The organism is Kumtagia sp., assembly GCF_059502445.1.
The window spans coordinates 1-14,243 of record NZ_JCACER010000105.1 but is presented as its reverse complement, the minus strand read 5'-3'; the positions used below and the strand labels follow the sequence as shown (position 1 = coordinate 14,243).

19 protein-coding genes and 1 pseudogene are annotated in these 14,243 nt (G+C 67.2%); 6 read left to right on the top strand and 14 right to left on the bottom strand.

Going from position 1 to position 14,243, the window contains the following annotated elements; all coding sequences use genetic code 11:
- The 3 genes and pseudogenes from AC5JDC_RS27620 to AC5JDC_RS27610 all read right to left on the bottom strand — a co-directional run.
- Positions 1–133, bottom strand: a pseudogene (locus AC5JDC_RS27620) (electron transfer flavoprotein subunit beta/FixA family protein); the annotation flags it as partial.
- Between the two features lie 204 nt (positions 134–337).
- Positions 338–1,108, bottom strand: a complete 771-nt coding sequence (locus AC5JDC_RS27615; protein ID WP_495846522.1) for a rhomboid family intramembrane serine protease — start codon at positions 1,106–1,108, stop codon at positions 338–340.
- Positions 1,109–1,190: 82 nt separating this feature from the next.
- Positions 1,191–1,502, bottom strand: a complete 312-nt coding sequence (locus tag AC5JDC_RS27610) for a hypothetical protein (RefSeq protein ID WP_495846528.1) — start codon at positions 1,500–1,502, stop codon at positions 1,191–1,193.
- Between AC5JDC_RS27610 and AC5JDC_RS27605 the strand changes: the two genes are divergently transcribed.
- Positions 1,443–1,586 (top strand): type II toxin-antitoxin system HicA family toxin, encoded by a 144-nt coding sequence (locus tag AC5JDC_RS27605; RefSeq protein WP_495846526.1) that lies wholly within the window; start codon positions 1,443–1,445, stop codon positions 1,584–1,586. The genes AC5JDC_RS27610 and AC5JDC_RS27605 overlap by 60 nt on opposite strands.
- Positions 1,583–1,924 (top strand): type II toxin-antitoxin system HicB family antitoxin, encoded by a 342-nt coding sequence (locus tag AC5JDC_RS27600; protein ID WP_495846520.1) that lies wholly within the window; start codon positions 1,583–1,585, stop codon positions 1,922–1,924. The genes AC5JDC_RS27605 and AC5JDC_RS27600 overlap by 4 nt, the downstream gene beginning before the upstream one ends.
- Positions 1,925–1,941: 17 nt before the next feature.
- Here the strand turns inward: AC5JDC_RS27600 and AC5JDC_RS27595 are convergent, their stop codons facing one another.
- From AC5JDC_RS27595 to AC5JDC_RS27585, 3 genes are read right to left on the bottom strand one after another with little or no spacing between them, the layout of a single operon-like run.
- Positions 1,942–2,523 (bottom strand): cob(I)yrinic acid a,c-diamide adenosyltransferase, encoded by a 582-nt coding sequence (locus AC5JDC_RS27595; RefSeq protein WP_495846518.1) that lies wholly within the window; start codon positions 2,521–2,523, stop codon positions 1,942–1,944.
- Between the two features lie 18 nt (positions 2,524–2,541).
- The gene (locus AC5JDC_RS27590) at positions 2,542–2,739 is read right to left on the bottom strand and encodes a twin transmembrane helix small protein (RefSeq protein WP_106775644.1); all 198 of its coding nucleotides are present in this window, start codon (positions 2,737–2,739) and stop codon (positions 2,542–2,544) included.
- Positions 2,740–2,764: 25 nt separating this feature from the next.
- Positions 2,765–3,598: an SDR family oxidoreductase gene (locus AC5JDC_RS27585; protein WP_495846515.1), complete on the bottom strand. Its 834-nt coding sequence runs from the start codon at positions 3,596–3,598 to the stop codon at positions 2,765–2,767.
- Positions 3,599–3,690: 92 nt separating this feature from the next.
- Here AC5JDC_RS27585 and AC5JDC_RS27580 point away from each other — a divergent pair, with 92 nt between their 5' ends.
- Positions 3,691–4,542, top strand: coding sequence for a YihY/virulence factor BrkB family protein (locus AC5JDC_RS27580; RefSeq protein WP_495846513.1), 852 nt, complete (start codon positions 3,691–3,693; stop codon positions 4,540–4,542).
- 238 nt (positions 4,543–4,780) lie between these two features.
- On the opposite strand, the gene AC5JDC_RS27575 is transcribed toward AC5JDC_RS27580, so the two are convergent.
- From AC5JDC_RS27575 to AC5JDC_RS27565, 3 genes are all read right to left on the bottom strand, one after another.
- Complete coding sequence (locus AC5JDC_RS27575; RefSeq protein WP_495846511.1) at positions 4,781–5,653, bottom strand: DMT family transporter; 873 nt, start codon at positions 5,651–5,653, stop codon at positions 4,781–4,783.
- Positions 5,654–5,763: 110 nt separating this feature from the next.
- On the bottom strand, positions 5,764–6,330 hold the full coding sequence (locus tag AC5JDC_RS27570) for a thioesterase domain-containing protein (RefSeq protein WP_495846509.1): 567 nt from the start codon (positions 6,328–6,330) through the stop codon (positions 5,764–5,766).
- A 282-nt stretch (positions 6,331–6,612) separates the two neighbouring features.
- Entirely contained in the window at positions 6,613–7,680 is a 1,068-nt protein-coding gene (locus AC5JDC_RS27565; protein WP_495846524.1) for a glutamate--tRNA ligase family protein, read from the bottom strand.
- Positions 7,681–7,756: 76 nt separating this feature from the next.
- On the opposite strand from AC5JDC_RS27565, the gene AC5JDC_RS27560 reads away from it, so the two are divergent.
- Positions 7,757–8,416: a DNA-3-methyladenine glycosylase family protein gene (locus AC5JDC_RS27560; RefSeq protein ID WP_495846507.1), complete on the top strand. Its 660-nt coding sequence runs from the start codon at positions 7,757–7,759 to the stop codon at positions 8,414–8,416.
- 112 nt (positions 8,417–8,528) lie between these two features.
- Positions 8,529–9,086 (top strand): HNH endonuclease, encoded by a 558-nt coding sequence (locus tag AC5JDC_RS27555; protein ID WP_106775650.1) that lies wholly within the window; start codon positions 8,529–8,531, stop codon positions 9,084–9,086.
- Between the two features lie 25 nt (positions 9,087–9,111).
- Here AC5JDC_RS27555 and AC5JDC_RS27550 read toward each other — a convergent pair whose 3' ends face one another.
- The 3 genes from AC5JDC_RS27550 to AC5JDC_RS27540 form a co-directional block, all read right to left on the bottom strand.
- Positions 9,112–9,627: a disulfide bond formation protein B gene (locus AC5JDC_RS27550; RefSeq protein ID WP_495846505.1), complete on the bottom strand. Its 516-nt coding sequence runs from the start codon at positions 9,625–9,627 to the stop codon at positions 9,112–9,114.
- Between the two features lie 23 nt (positions 9,628–9,650).
- Positions 9,651–10,238: a YqaA family protein gene (locus AC5JDC_RS27545; protein WP_495846503.1), complete on the bottom strand. Its 588-nt coding sequence runs from the start codon at positions 10,236–10,238 to the stop codon at positions 9,651–9,653.
- 70 nt (positions 10,239–10,308) lie between these two features.
- Positions 10,309–10,881, bottom strand: a complete 573-nt coding sequence (locus AC5JDC_RS27540; protein ID WP_495846501.1) for a gamma-glutamylcyclotransferase — start codon at positions 10,879–10,881, stop codon at positions 10,309–10,311.
- A gap of 105 nt (positions 10,882–10,986) precedes the next feature.
- Here AC5JDC_RS27540 and AC5JDC_RS27535 point away from each other — a divergent pair, with 105 nt between their 5' ends.
- The gene (locus AC5JDC_RS27535) at positions 10,987–11,970 is read left to right on the top strand and encodes a DUF2125 domain-containing protein (protein ID WP_495846499.1); all 984 of its coding nucleotides are present in this window, start codon (positions 10,987–10,989) and stop codon (positions 11,968–11,970) included.
- 10 nt (positions 11,971–11,980) lie between these two features.
- Here AC5JDC_RS27535 and AC5JDC_RS27530 read toward each other — a convergent pair whose 3' ends face one another.
- Together AC5JDC_RS27530 and hisC are read right to left on the bottom strand one after the other, a co-directional pair.
- On the bottom strand, positions 11,981–12,916 hold the full coding sequence (locus AC5JDC_RS27530) for a prephenate/arogenate dehydrogenase family protein (RefSeq protein ID WP_495846497.1): 936 nt from the start codon (positions 12,914–12,916) through the stop codon (positions 11,981–11,983).
- A gap of 2 nt (positions 12,917–12,918) precedes the next feature.
- The gene (hisC, locus tag AC5JDC_RS27525; protein WP_495846495.1) at positions 12,919–14,031 is read right to left on the bottom strand and encodes a histidinol-phosphate transaminase; all 1,113 of its coding nucleotides are present in this window, start codon (positions 14,029–14,031) and stop codon (positions 12,919–12,921) included.
- Positions 14,032–14,243: the final 212 nt, after the last annotated feature.

Here is a 14,243-nt window from a genome sequence, read left to right as displayed (position 1 = left end):
CCTCCACCGCGATCTCGTCGAACGGGTTCATCGACATCTTCACATTGGCCAGCTCGACCCCGGACCCGTCCGACTTCACCCGGATCTTCACATTGTAGTCCACTACCCGCTTGACGGGGACCAGAACCTTCATGCGTGCTAAACCCTTCTTCTGAGATCTCGCGGCGTTCCGTAGCAGGGCCGGTCCCCGCCCGGTTGCCGAAAGACGACATCCACCGCGACAAAACGGTACAATGGAACGGTTCCGGTGGCGACGTGGGCTCCCGAAAGCGGGCGGACCCTAGTTAGCCCGACATGGGCCGTCAATAGCGGTCGGCATGATCGAATCGTTTGAAAACTACTGGCGGCCCCAGCGTGGCGCCGGCTTGCCCTCGGGCGGCCGCACCGCGCTCTTCTGCTCGACCTCGACGGCCAGCGGCGTCACCACTTCGCGGTCGAACAGCGGTACGGCGCGGCGCTTGAGCAGGACTACGAGGATCGCCCCCGTCAGGATGCCGCCGATGTGGCAGGCCCACGAAACCTGCTGCTCGCCGCCCGCGGCGAACATCACGACCTGGAAGCCGATCCACAGGGTGAGCGCGATCCAGGCGGGGATGCGCAAGGGGATGCGGCCGAAGGCCAGCACCCAGATCTTCACCCGTGGATGCAGCAGCAGATAGGCCGAGACGACGCCGGCGACAGCGCCCGACGCGCCGATCAGCGGCACCTGCGAGGCCGGGTCGAGGAAGCCGTGGAAGGCCGCCCCGCCGATCGCGCACAGTAGGTAGAAGATCAGGAAGCGGACATGCCCGAGCGCATCCTCGATGTTGTCGCCGAATACCCACAGGAACAGCATGTTGCCGCCGAGATGGAACATGTCGGCATGGAGGAAGGCATAGGTCAGGTAGGTAAAGTCTTCCGGCACATAGTAGAGCTCCGGCGGCAGCTCTACCGTGTCGAAGGCGACCGAAGGAATGTAGCCCAGCCCATAGACCGTGGCGATCTGGGCCTGCTCCGAGCCGAACCCGGTGAGCAGGAAGACGATCACATTGGCGGCGATGAGGCCGATGGTGACGTATTGCAGCCGGATGTGCTCGAGGCCGTTTGCGTCGTGAAGCGGAACGAACAAGGCGCTGTTTCTCCACCTGGCCGCTCGTCGGAGCCTGACCGTGAACTCGCTTAGGATGTTTGATCGCCTTGCCTGAAGGGTGTCAAGCGCCGGACTTTTGCCGGAAAATTCGTGGGTTGGTGGGGTCTTCATACCCCACAGGAGGTTCGAGCCACACGCAACGCAGCTGCTCCGCTATCATGTTTTGATTGCACCGGGCAGCGCGATAGCTTATTTTGCAATCATGAATGGCAAGCAGAAGAAAACCCTTGCAGCCATCTTCCGGGACCCGGTTTCGGGCACCATCGAATGGGCCGACATAGAGAACCTTCTGATCGCCGTCGGTTGCAGGGTCATCGAAGGAAGCGGCTCTCGCGTTCGCTTCGATTTCGAAGGCCATGTCGCCAGCTTCCATCGGCCTCATCCGGCCAAGGAGGCCAAGAAATATCAGGTGAGGGATGCCCGTGAGTTTCTCGCGCAGATAGGAGTCACTCCATGAAGGCCATGACCTACAAAGGATATTCCGCCAAGGTCGAATTCGATCCGGACGACGCTGTTTTCTTCGGCCGGATCGCCGGCATCCGGGACGTGATCGGATTTCATGCCGACAACGTCAGCGACCTGATCGCAGCCTTCCATGAAGCGGTGGACGACTATATCGAAACTTGCAGGAAGGTCGGGAAAGAACCGCAAAAGGCCTATTCGGGCAATCTGATGCTTCGGATCGATCCGGCGGTGCACTCAAAGGCGGTACTCGCCGCCGAGCTATCGGGCAAGAGCCTCAATCAATGGAGCGAAGAGGTTCTGGCACGAGAGGCCGAGCGGCAGGCCAAGTGAATGGCTCGGGCGGGACCTCAGCGGTTCTTGCCCGGCACCCACAGCACGTCGGATCTGCCGTCGTCGTTGGCGACGCGCGCGGCGACGAACAGCAGGTCGGAGCAGCGGTTGATGTAGCGGACGCCCTCCGGGTTGACGTGCTCGCCCGGCACTCGAGCCAGCGCCACCATCAGCCTTTCGGCGCGGCGCGCCACCGTGCGCGCCAGATGCAGCGCCGCGGCGGCGGGCGAGCCGCCGGGCAGCACGAAGGAGCGCAGCGGCTGCAGCCGCGCGTTGAGCGCGTCGATGTCGGCCTCCAGCCGCGCCGTCTGCGAGGCGACGATGCACAGCGGCTCGTAGTCGAGCGGCTTGCCCTCGTCGGGCGTGGCGAGGTCGGCGCCGAGGTCGAACAGGTCGTTCTGCACGCGGCCGAGGATGGCGTCGATCTCGGCATGCCCGGCCGCCATATGCGGCCGCGCCAGCCCGATGCAGGAATTGGCCTCGTCGACCGTGCCGTAGGCCTCCACCCGCAGGTCCGACTTCAGCCGGCGCTGGCCGTTGCCGAGCCCTGTGGTCCCGTCGTCGCCGGTGCGGGTATAGATCTTGTTGAGCTTGACCATTGTCCCTCCCCGGCCGTCTCATCCGCCCTGGCGATTGAAATAGACGGCGAGCAAGATCAGCACCAGCGCGATGAACTGCAGCAGCACGCGCGCCTGCATCAGCTTGTTGGAGGTGCTGCCGGATCCGCCGCGCATCATGTTGATCAGTCCCCGGATCAGCACGAAGACGACGGCGGCCATGACGATGATGGCGAAGATGTTGAAGACGGAGGCCATGATCTGTCTCGCTCGTTGAAGATGGTCAGGCCTGCGAGGCCAGCACGCGATAGAGAAGGGATGCCGGCAGCAGCCGCTTCAGCAGGACGCCGACCTTGGCCGGCACGGTGACAACATAGTGCGGACGCGGCCGCTCCGACAGCAGCGCGTGGCGCAGCACCGCATGGACGGCGTCCGGCTTCAGCTTCAGCCGCGACTTCGAGCCGCCGCCGCGCATGCGCGCCAGTTGCGCCTGGTAGGCCTCGCGGTGCACGGAATTCTCATGGTTGATGTTCTTCAAGAACCAGTCGAGCCCGTTCGGCGCGATCTTCGACTCGATCGGCCCCGGCTCGATCAGCGAGACGTGGATGCCGCTGCCGGCGAGCTCGGCGCGCAGGCACAGCATCAGCCCTTCCAGCGCGTGCTTGGAGGCGACATAGGCTCCGCGCCATTTCACCGGCGTCAGCCCGAGGATCGACGAGCAGTGGACGATACGGCCGTGGCCTTGGGCGCGCATGACCGGCACGATGCGCCGCGTCAGGTCGTGCCACCCGAACAGGTTGGCCTCGAACTGCTCGCGCAGCGCCGCGACCGGCAGATCCTCGACCGCGCCCGGCTGGGCATGCGCGCCGTTGTTGTAGAGGGCGTCGAGGCGACCGCCGGTGCGCTCCAGCACCGCCGCCACCAGCGCCTCGATCGAGGTGGGCTCGCGATAGTCGAGATAGAAGGCCTCCAGCCCGTCCCGCTCCAGCCGCTCGATGTCCTGCGGCTTGCGCGCGGTGGCGAAGACGCGCCAGCCCTCGGCGGCGAGCGCCCGCGCGCAATAGGCGCCGATACCGGAGGAGGCGCCGGTGACGATGATGGTGCGCGGCTCGCTCACGAGCGGAATCGCTGCCTGGTTGCTGTTGCCATATCCGACAAAGCCTTCCCATATTCGCGCTCCGGAAACAATCGACGGAGAACCGGCAGCCCATGCGCAAGATCGTCGCCGTCCGCCGCGTGCTGGCCGACATGCTAGGCCATTTCAACGACGACGACGGCTGGTCGATGGCGAGCCATCTGGCGATCACCGCGCTGATGGCGCTGTTCCCTTTCCTGATCTTCGCAACCACGCTGGCGAGTTTCCTCGGCGCCCAGGCCTTCGCCGAGACGGCGGTGCATCTGGTCTTCGACACCTGGCCGGAGCAGATCGCCGCGCCGATCGCCAGCGAGGTCGTCAACGTGCTGACGATCCGGCGCGGCGGCCTGCTCACCTTCGGCGTGCTGCTCGCCGCCTTCTTCGCCTCCAACGGGGTGGAGGCGCTGCGCACCTCGCTCAACCGCGCCTACCGTGTGACCGAGACGCGGTCCTTCGTCTTTCGCCGCGTGCAGAGCATCGTCTTCGTGCTGATCGCCACCATCGGCTTCGTCATCATCAGCGTGCTTCTGGTGTTCGCGCCGCTGATCGCCCGCATCGCTTTGGCCAGGGCGGAGTGGATCGAGCCCTACATGGGCACCTTCACGCTGTGGCGTTACGTCATCGCCTCGACCGTCATCGTGCTCGGGCTGGTCGCGGTCCATGTCTGGCTGCCCGCCGGCAAGCGGCGCTTCGTCGACATGGTGCCGGGCATCCTGTTCACGCTGATCGGCTGGCTGGTCGGCTCGACGGTGTTCGCCGCCTATCTCGACCGCTTCTCCTCCTATGTGAACACCTATGCGGGGCTGGCCTCGATCATGGTCGCAGTCGTCTTCCTCTACATCGTCTCGGCGATCTTCATCCTCGGCGGCGAGCTCAACGCCTCAATCCGCCGCTATCTGGATGCCAGGGCTCGCGTGGGCGGCTGAGGCGGCGCGAGCCTCTTTGAGGGGCCGATCGCATATGAGTATACCCCCACCCCTAACCCCTCCCCACAAGGGGGAGGGGGATTTTGCTGCGGCTCCGCCAGGTGCCAATCGTCGACCGTTTGGCGTGGCATGACGACCGCAAAGCCCCCCTCCCCCTTGAGGGAGGGGCAGGGGTGGGGGTATCGGCCGAGCAGCGCGCCCGGAAAATCCCATGCGATTGCCTGCTCCCCCAGAAAGATCAGCGGCGCGCTTTCGACGTCGCCAGGCCGACGCCGAAGGTGGCGAGCGCCATGCCGGCCACCTGCACCGGCGTCAGGCTCTCGCCGAACAGCAGCCAAGCCATGACCGCCGTCACCGCTGGAACGAGATAGAACAGCGACGACACCTTCGCCATCGCTCCGTCGCGGATCAGGATCATCAGCAGGAAGATCGCGCCGATCGACAGTACCAGCACGAGCCAGGCCATGGCGAAGACGAGCTCGCCGGTGAGCACGACGGTGCGCGTCTCCAGCGCCAGCGATCCCGCTGCCATCAGCACGGCGGCGCCGACATACTGCCAGGCCGTGCCCATGACGAGGTTGGTCGTCGAGCCGAACTTCTTCTGCAGCACCGTGCCGGCGCTGATCGCCGCCACCGCGAGGACCGCCGCCGCCAGCATCGGCCAGGTGACAGCGTCGAGACCGGCACCGAGCTTCGGCAGGATCACCACGACCACGCCGGCGAAGCCCGCCGCCAGCCCCGCCCATTGGCGCGGCAGGATGTCCTCGCCCAGGAAGGCGGCGGCCAGTACCGCGGTGATCAGCGGCTGCAGCCCGGCGATCAGGGCGGCCAGGCCGGCGCCGAGCCCCTGGCGCACCGCCCAGAAGACGCCACCGAGATAGATGCCGTGGATCAGCATGCCGGCGGCGATCGACCAGAACACGTCGCGCCGGCGCATGCGCCATGCGTCCATCGCGACGGCGATCCCGACCAGGATCAGAAAGGCGATGCCGAAACGGGCGGCAAGGAAGGTGAACGGCTCGGCCCATGGCATGGCGTAGCGGGCGCCGATGAAGCCGGTGGACCACAGCAGCACGAAGAGCGCCGGGATGAGCTTCTTTGCGGATGTCATGTCGGGCGCTGCCGTATCGCGATGGAAGCGCCCGCTCTATTGCGGACCCGCGCGCCAGGCAAAGGCGAAATGCTGAACCAATGATTCAGCCGCCATGAAGCGCCGCCGGGTCAGCGCGTCGCCAGGCATCCCGCCTCGCCGGGCGCGGGCGGCTGGCGCCGCACGCCGTTGCCGTCGATCAGCGCATCCTGGACGAAGCGCAGCGCCGCCGGCTCCTTGGAGACGCCGAGATGGTCGTGCTTGCCGTTCCTATCCAGCTTGGACCAGTTGACCCGCTCCAGCGGGCCGCTGAACCCCTTGCCGGGACGCAGGCGGGTGGACATGCTGAACAGGCCGTCGGTGCCGTACATGTCGATGGCGCGGCGCACGTTGCAGGGGACCGGCGTCGGCTGATAGGCCTCGAAGGTCAGCAGCGTCTCGACCGGCACGCCGGCGGCGCGCAGCCGTTCGGCGAAGCGCGTGGCGGCATTGCCCCCCATCGAGTAGCCCGCCACGGAAACCGGAATCCTGGCATCGCGCGGCTGGGCCAGGAAATGCTCCGCCGCCTTCTGCCAGTGGGCCGGGTTGTAGACGTCGGCGCGCACGCCGGCCGCGCGGATGTGCTGCGTCACCTGATACATGCCGCTGCGCGCCATGGTGTCGCCGGCCGGCGTCAGCCCGGCGAAGAGGTAGACCACGCCCCGCTCGGACAAGGGTGGGTTGGGGAGTCCGCCGTCCTGGACGACCAGGGAGGAGGCGCATGCGGAGAGGCAGAAGAGGGCGAGAAAGGACAGCAGAATCACGCGTACAGCGAAGGGCAAAGGCAGCACCTCTGTTCGAGACTGACAGTTCCCCCGCGCAGGATCCTGTCTAGGCGACAGCGGCGCCGATGCCAACCCGAACAGTCGAAAAAGAACAAATACCCCGTAGAAACAGTTGCTTACACCATATGGTTGCAACTGCCGAACGGCTGGGCTGGGTCAGGGGGCGCGGTTCGTGGCGGCTTCGAATCCGACCATCCGCCTGACCGTTTCCGGCGTTTCGCCGGCCTCGCGCAACGCCGCTATGCCGGTGTCGCCAAAACTCTTGGAAAGCTTGCGGCCGTCCGGGCCGAGGATCAGCCGGTGGTGGTGGTACGCGGGCGCCGGCAGGCCGAGCAGGCGCTGCAGCAGACGGTGGACCGCCGTCGCCGCGTACAGGTCGAGGCCGCGCACCACATGCGTCACGCCCTGGAGCGCGTCGTCTACCACGACCGACAGGTGATAGCTGGTCGGCACGTCGCGGCGCGCCAGCACGACGTCGCCCCAGGCTGCGGGATCGGCGTCGATCCGGGTACCCCCACCCCTAACCCCTCCCCTCAAGGGGGAGGGGGACTTTGCACCAGCCTCGCCTGTCACCGATGGCCGACGATCTTGATCCGCGTCGACGCGCGGGTGTCCCCCTCCCCCTTGAGGGGAGGGGTTAGGGGTGGGGGTGTCTGACAGCGGCGCATCGAGGGTTTGGCATTGCCCTGTTTCGCCCGTGGAAATCTCCTCCCACGCCAGCGACCCGCCAACCCGGCCCAGCGCCGCCACCATGTCCAGCCGCCAGGCGAACGGCCTTCCCTCGGCGATGAGCGCTTCGCGCTTGCGCCGGGACAATGCTTTGTCGAGGCCGGGATAGAGCGGCACGCCGTCGGGATCGCGCGGCCAGTTTTCGCCCCGCGCCTCCCGTTCGACGATGTGGGCACGCATCTCGCCGCGGCTCATGAAGGCAGGGTAGACGAGCCCCTGCCGCTCCAGCCGGCGCAAGCTTTCGGCATAGGTGGCAAAATACTCGGACTGCCGCCGTACCGACTCCTCCCAGCGGACACCAAGCCATTCGAGATCGCGAAAAATGCCGGCCTCGAATTCCGGCGTGCAGCGGGTCGTGTCGATGTCCTCCAGCCTGAGCAGCAGCCGTCCGCCCACGCGCTCCGCCAGATGCCGGTTGAGCAGCGCGGAGTAGGCGTGGCCGAGATGCAGGGCGCCGTTGGGGCTCGGCGCAAAGCGGAAGACCGGGCGTGTCACCATCTGGCGGGAAGCGTCTTGCCCTCGTGAACTTTGCGATTGCTACTTCGTCCGTCCGGCGCCAACAAGGCGCGGCATGCACAGGATAGCCACTCTCGCCGACGTTGCCGCCGGCCTCGACGCCCTGGCCGGGCTCGATCCGCGGCTCGCCGCCGTGCGGCGGGTCGCCGGCGAGGTGCCGCTGCGCCTGATCGAGCCGGGCTTCGGCAGCCTCGCCTCGATCATCGTGTCGCAGCAGGTGTCGCGGGCCAGCGCCGACGCGATCTTCGGCCGTTTCGCAAAACTTCTCGATCCCCTGACGCCGCAGGCCGTGCTCGACGCCGGCGAGGCGGTGTTCCGCGAAGCGGGCTTCTCGCGACCGAAGCAGCGCGCCATGTTGTCGGCAGCGGCGGCCGTCGCCGACGGGCTCGATCTCGTCCACCTGTGCGAATTGCCGGCCGAGGACGCCATCGGCCGGCTCACCGCCGTGCCCGGCATCGGCCCGTGGACGGCCGAGTGCTACCTGCTGTTCGCCGCCGGCCACCCCGACATCTTCCCGGCCCGCGACGTCGCATTGCAGGCGGCGGTCGGCCATGCCTTCGGCCTCGCGGCCCGTCCGGGCGAGAAGGCGCTCGCCGGAATCGCCGAATCATGGGCGCCTTGGCGCGGCATCGCGTCGCGGCTGTTCTGGGCCTACTATCGCGAGACGAAGGGGCGCGATGCCGCGCCCCTCGCGCAAAACCTCGAAAAAACATGAAAATCGGCGCTGTTTTGCGCCGCAATATGGCCGTGTTGCCGCTTCACATCCCTGTCATGTCGGGCTTAGACTATCCACGTCAGGCGTCCGCCTGCCAAGGAGGTTTCGAGACGTGACGGTTGCCGTATCTCTGGATGGGCTTCCCGCGCTGGTTCTGAACGCAGACTACCGGCCGCTCAGCTATTACCCGCTGTCGCTGTGGTCCTGGCAGGATGCGATCAAGGCGGTATTCCTCGACCGCGTCAACATCGTCGCCGAATACGAGCACTCCGTCTCGTCCGTGTCCTTCTCGATGCGGGTGCCGAGCGTCGTCAGCCTGAAGACCTACATCAAGCCTTCGCGGCATCCCGCCTTCACGCGCTTCAACGTGTTCCTGCGCGACCGCTTCCAGTGCCAGTATTGCGGCACGTCGGAGGATCTCACCTTCGACCACGTCATCCCGCGCCATTGCGGCGGCGCCACCACCTGGGAGAACGTGGTGGCCGCCTGCTCGCCCTGCAACTTGCGCAAGGGCGGCCACCTGCCGGCGCAGGCCAAGATGTGGCCGATGCAGAAGCCCTATCCGCCGACCGTGCACGACCTGCACAACAACGGCAGGCTGTTCCCGCCGAACTACCTGCACGAGAGCTGGATGGACTATCTCTACTGGGACGTCGAACTGGAGCCGTAAGCGCTCGGCGCTCCGGTGCGAAATCTCACGCCCGCTTCAGCGCTCCCCAAAATGCCACCGCCCCCAGCACCAGGCTGGCGATGGCGTTCCAGCCGGCGAGCGACAGGCCGAGGATGCGCAGCGCCGCCTGATCGCATGAGGGCGGCACGACCGCGTTGATGGCATCGAGCACGCCATTGCCGCCGGTGTCGGGCGGCGCCACCACCATGCCGCAGTCGGTCGGGCCCGGCCACCAGCCCCATTCGACGCCCGAATGGTAGACGCCGAGATAGAGGCCGTAGGCCATCAGCAGCCCGCCGGCGAACAAGAGGCCGCGCGTGACGAGCGCGGGCAGCTTGACGACCGCGGCCAGGAAGGCGAGCGCCATCAGCGGCGCGCCGACATAATAGGGCATGCGCTGCTCGTAGCAGAGCTTGCAGGGGATGTAGCCGCCGATGTGCTGGAAGCCGAGCGCGCCGCCGACGGTGGCCGCCATCGCCACGGCGAGGAAAAGCGCAGTCGTCGCCTGCAGGCGCGAGGTCGGGGCGGCAAGGCTGGTCATGCTGTACTCGTGTGGCGGCGTGGTCAGAACACGTATCTGACCAGGATATAGAGCAGAATTAGGACGGCCGCAGCGGCCCCGGCGAGCAGCCCCAGCCGCTTCTCGATGAAGTGGCGGATCGGCTCGCCATAGGTGCGCAGCAGCCAGGCCAGGAACAGGAAGCGGGCGCCGCGCGCGATGATCGCCGACAGGATGAACCAGCCGAGCGGGAAACTGATCACGCCGGCCAGGATGGTCACGACCTTGATCGGCGGCAAATGGGTGAGGCCCGAGGTGACCAGCATCAACAGGATGAAGCCGGTGCCGGAGGATATCCGCAGCGCCTCGAACTCGTCGTACTTGCCGTAGAATTCGAGCACCGGCCTGGCGATCGTCTCATAGGCGTAGTGGCCGAGGAACCAGCCGGCAATGCCGCCCAGCACAGAGGCGATCGTCGCCACGATCGCGTAGCGGTAGGCACGCTCGGGCTTGGCCAGCGCCATCGGCAGGTAGAGCACGTCGGCCGGCACCAGGAACACCGAGCTCTCGACGAAGGCGATGAAGGCCAGCCACCATTCCGCCGACTTGCGGGCGGCGAGCGACAGGGTCCAGTCGTAGAGTTTGCGCAGCATCGAAGCTTTCCGGCCGGTTGGTCGCCCCCTTGTAGAGGGCAATCGTTTAGAGGCTGTTAGATCGGTCGTTTTAGCGGCGGGAAGATGTTCCAGAGCCCCTCTGAAGAGCCGTTTCTTCCGAATCGGCCGCCTCGAGCCGCCTCGCCACCGCCTCCATCCAATGGTCGCGGATGTCCAGCGCCGCGAGATGCTCGACGGCGCTCAGCACATAGTCCTCGTTGCGGCCGGACTGGCCGACGGCGCCGCGCACGATGTCGGCTGCCGCCTCCTCCTCCAGGCTTCCGGCGTACTGGACATGCGCGCGGTCGACGATATAGCAGACCGCCTGCACGATCCTGCCGTCGGCGAGCCGCACCGGCAGGATGCGCTCCAGGTAGACGCTGGTGACAAGCTCGCGCTCGCGCAGATAGGCCATCACCTCGTCGCGCAGTTCCAGCGGCACGCGGAAGGCGAGGCCGACGCAGGAGCCGCCGCGGTCGAGGCCGAGCACCAGCCCGGGACGCTCGCGCGTGCCGCGATGCACCCAGGAACGCACGCAGAGCGAGCGCCGGTAGCCGTGCAGGCGTGCCCGTTCGGTCTCGGTATGGGCAAAACCCGGCCTCCACATCAGGGAACCGTAGCCGAAAACCCAAAAATGGCCCATTTCGCCAAGCCTGATCCGCTCTGTGCGCGCGCAGTCCTAGACGAGTCTGTCCGATCGTGAAAAGGCTGAATCGGACAAGATCGAAGAGGCGATTCGGAAGCAAATATGCACGACCCCTCCAGCAACGGGCGCTACGGCCGCCGCATCCTCTGGCTTGGCGTCTTCGTCATCGTGCTGGTCGCCGCCTACACCGCCGGCTGGTTCTGGCTCGCCCAGAAGATCGAGGGCGAGGCCGCCCGGACGCTGGCCAGGCTCGGCGAGCGCGGCACGAAGGCCGAATGCGTGAACCCGGAAGCGCGCGGCTATCCCTTCCGCATCGGCCTCTATTGCGACCGTATCTCGGTCGAGCAGCCGGCCGAAGCGATGAGCCTCGCCGCCGGCGCCTTCCGCTCCGCCGGGCAGATCTACGACCCGATGCGGCTGGTGGCGGAGCTGGACAGCCCGGCGACGCTGTCCACCCCGCAGACGGGGCCGCTGGCCTTGCAATGGACGAACCTGCGCGCCAGCGCCCGCCTGGCCGATCCGCTGCCCGAGCGCGTGTCGCTGCAGGCGGTGACGCTGAAGGTCACCGCCGCGGACGGCAAGCAGCTGGTCGCCGCCGATTCCTTCGAGAGCCACATGCGCCCGAACGGCGCCGACCTCGATCTCGCCGCCCGCTTCGCCGGGCTGGCGCTCGACCCGGTGCTGGTCGACGGCCGCAGCGTCCCGCCGCTGTCGGGCGAGGCGGACCTGTCGCTCGGCGACGGCATCCGCCTGCTCGACGACGGCGCGCGCGACCTGCGCGGCCGCTCGGGGGTGATCCGCACGCTGTCGCTGACACTCGGCGAGCAGGGCTCGCTGACGGTGTCCGGGCCGTTCTCGATCGATGCCGACGGGCTCATCGACGCCACGCTGAAAGTGTCGCTGCACGAGCCGCGGGCGCTGGCGGCGTCGCTGTCGCAGGTTTTTCCCGAACAGGCCGACAAGATCCGGCAGGGCTTTGCCGGGCTGTCCTTCCTCGGCAGCCAGCCGTCGCTGCCGCTGCGCATCAACAAGGGCATGGCCTCGCTCGGCTTCATCCCGCTCGGCAAGCTGCCGCCGGTGCAGTAACCCGGCGGCCCTACCCCTTGTGCGGGTGCTCGACCGCCTGGCGGCCGAAGTCCGGCACGTCGATCTCCTGCCCCGCCTCGATGATCGAGCGGCGGATGGCGCGCGTGCGGGTGAACATGTCGAACAGTTTTTCGCCGTCGCCCCAGCGGATCGCCCGCTGCAGCGAGGCGAGATCCTCGGAGAAGCGCGCCAGCATCTCGAGGATGGCGTCCTTGTTGTGCAGGCACACATCGCGCCACATGGTCGGGTCGGACGCAGCCAGTCGGGTGAAATCGCGGAAGCCGGAGGCGGAATATTTGATCACCTCCGACTTGGTCACCGTCTCCAGGTCGTCCGCGGTGCCGACGATGTTGTAGGCGATGATGTGCGGCAGGTGCGAGACGATGGCGAGCACCATGTCGTGGTGCTCGGCGTCCATGGTGTCGATGTTCGAGCCGCAGCGCCGCCAGAAGTCCGACAGCCGCTCCAGCGCCTGCGGATCGGTGCCGGGCAGCGGCGTGAAGATGCACCAGCGGTTCTCGAACAGGTCGGCGAAGCCCGCATCCGGTCCCGATTTTTCCGTACCGGCTAGCGGATGACCGGGGATGAAGTGCACGCCGGCCGGCATGTGCGGCCCCATCTGCTCGATCACCGAGCGCTTAGTCGAGCCGACGTCGGTCACCGTGGCGCCGGGCTTCAGCGCCGGCGCGATCTCCGCCGCAACCGCGCCCGAGGCGCCGACCGGCACCGAGACGATGACCAGATCGGCGCCGCGCGCCGCCTCGGCCGCGTCCGTCGTGTAGGTGTCGCCCAGGCCGAGTTCCACGGCACGCTTCAGCGTGGCTGCGCTGCGGGTGGAGACGACGATCTCGCCGGCCAGCCTCTCGCGGCGGATGACGCGCGCCAGCGACGAGCCGATCAGGCCGATGCCGACCAGGGCGATCCGGTCGTAGATGGGGGCGGTCATGGTCAGCTCTTCAAGAATTCGGCGAGGGCGGCGACGACGCCGCGATTGGCCTCCTCGGTGCCCACCGTCATGCGCAGCGCGTTGGGAAAACCGTAGCCGGTCACCCGCCGCAGGATATAGCCGCGCGCCGTGAGATAGTCGTCGGCGGCCGCCGCCGAATGCCGTCCGTCCCCGGGGAAATGGATCAGCACGAAATTGCCGACGCTCGGCGTCACCCTGAGCCCGAGCCTGGTCAGCTCCTCGGCCAGCCAGGGCAGCCAGCGTTCGTTATGGGCGACGGTGCGCTCGACATGCGCGCGGTCTCGAATAGCCGCCACACCCGCCTCGATCGCCGCGGCGTTGACGTTGAACGGCCCGCGCACGCGGTTCAGCGCATCGGCGATATGCGCGGGGCAATAGGCCCAGCCGATGCGCGCGCCGCCGAGCCCGTGGATTTTCGAGAAGGTGCGGGTCATCACCACGTTGTCGAAGGCCGACACCAGTTCGATGCCGGACTCGTAGTCGTTGCGGCGCACATACTCGGCATAGGCCGCGTCGAGCACCAGCAGCACGTGCTTCGGCAGGGCGGCATGCAGCCGCTTGACCTCGTCGAAGGGGATGTAGGTGCCAGTCGGATTGTTGGGATTGGCGAGGAAGACGATCTTCGTGCGCCCGGTGACGGCGGCGAGGATCGCGTCGACGTCAGCCGTCTCGTCGGTCTCCTTCGCCACCACCGGCACGCCGCCGGCCGCCTGGATGTAGATTTTGTAGACAAGGAACCCGTGCTCGGTGAAGACGCCCTCGTCGCCCGGCGACAGATAGGTCATGGCAAGCAGCCCGATGACCTCGTCAGAGCCGTTCGAGCAGACGATGTTGGCGGGGTTGAGCCCATGCGCGGCGCCGATCGCCTCGCGCAGTTTCGTCGCCGCACCGTCGGGATAGAATTCGAGCTTCTCCGCCACCTTGCGCACAGCCTCGATCGCCGCCGGCGAGGCGCCGAGCGGGTTCTCGTTGGAGGAGAGCTTGTGGACTTTTGCGACGCCGGCCGGCGCGGCGCTTTTTCCCGGCACGTAGGCGGCGATGTCGAGGATGCCGGGCTTGGGCTGGGGACGCGTGCTATTGATGGCTTGGGTCATGACTCAGGGTCCGGAAAACGGCCTCGGCCGAGGCCCGGAGCGGAATACAGGCGGGAGGCGGAGATGTCGAGGGGTGCGTTCTTCCGGCCGGGTATGCAGGGCTGCGCTCCGATCTATTCCCGGGAGGGAAAGCGCGCGCCGGCGGTTTCGGTGCCAGGTTCCCCCTCTCCGTCTCGGGCTTCGCCCTCGACACCTCTCCCCCACTCCGTGGG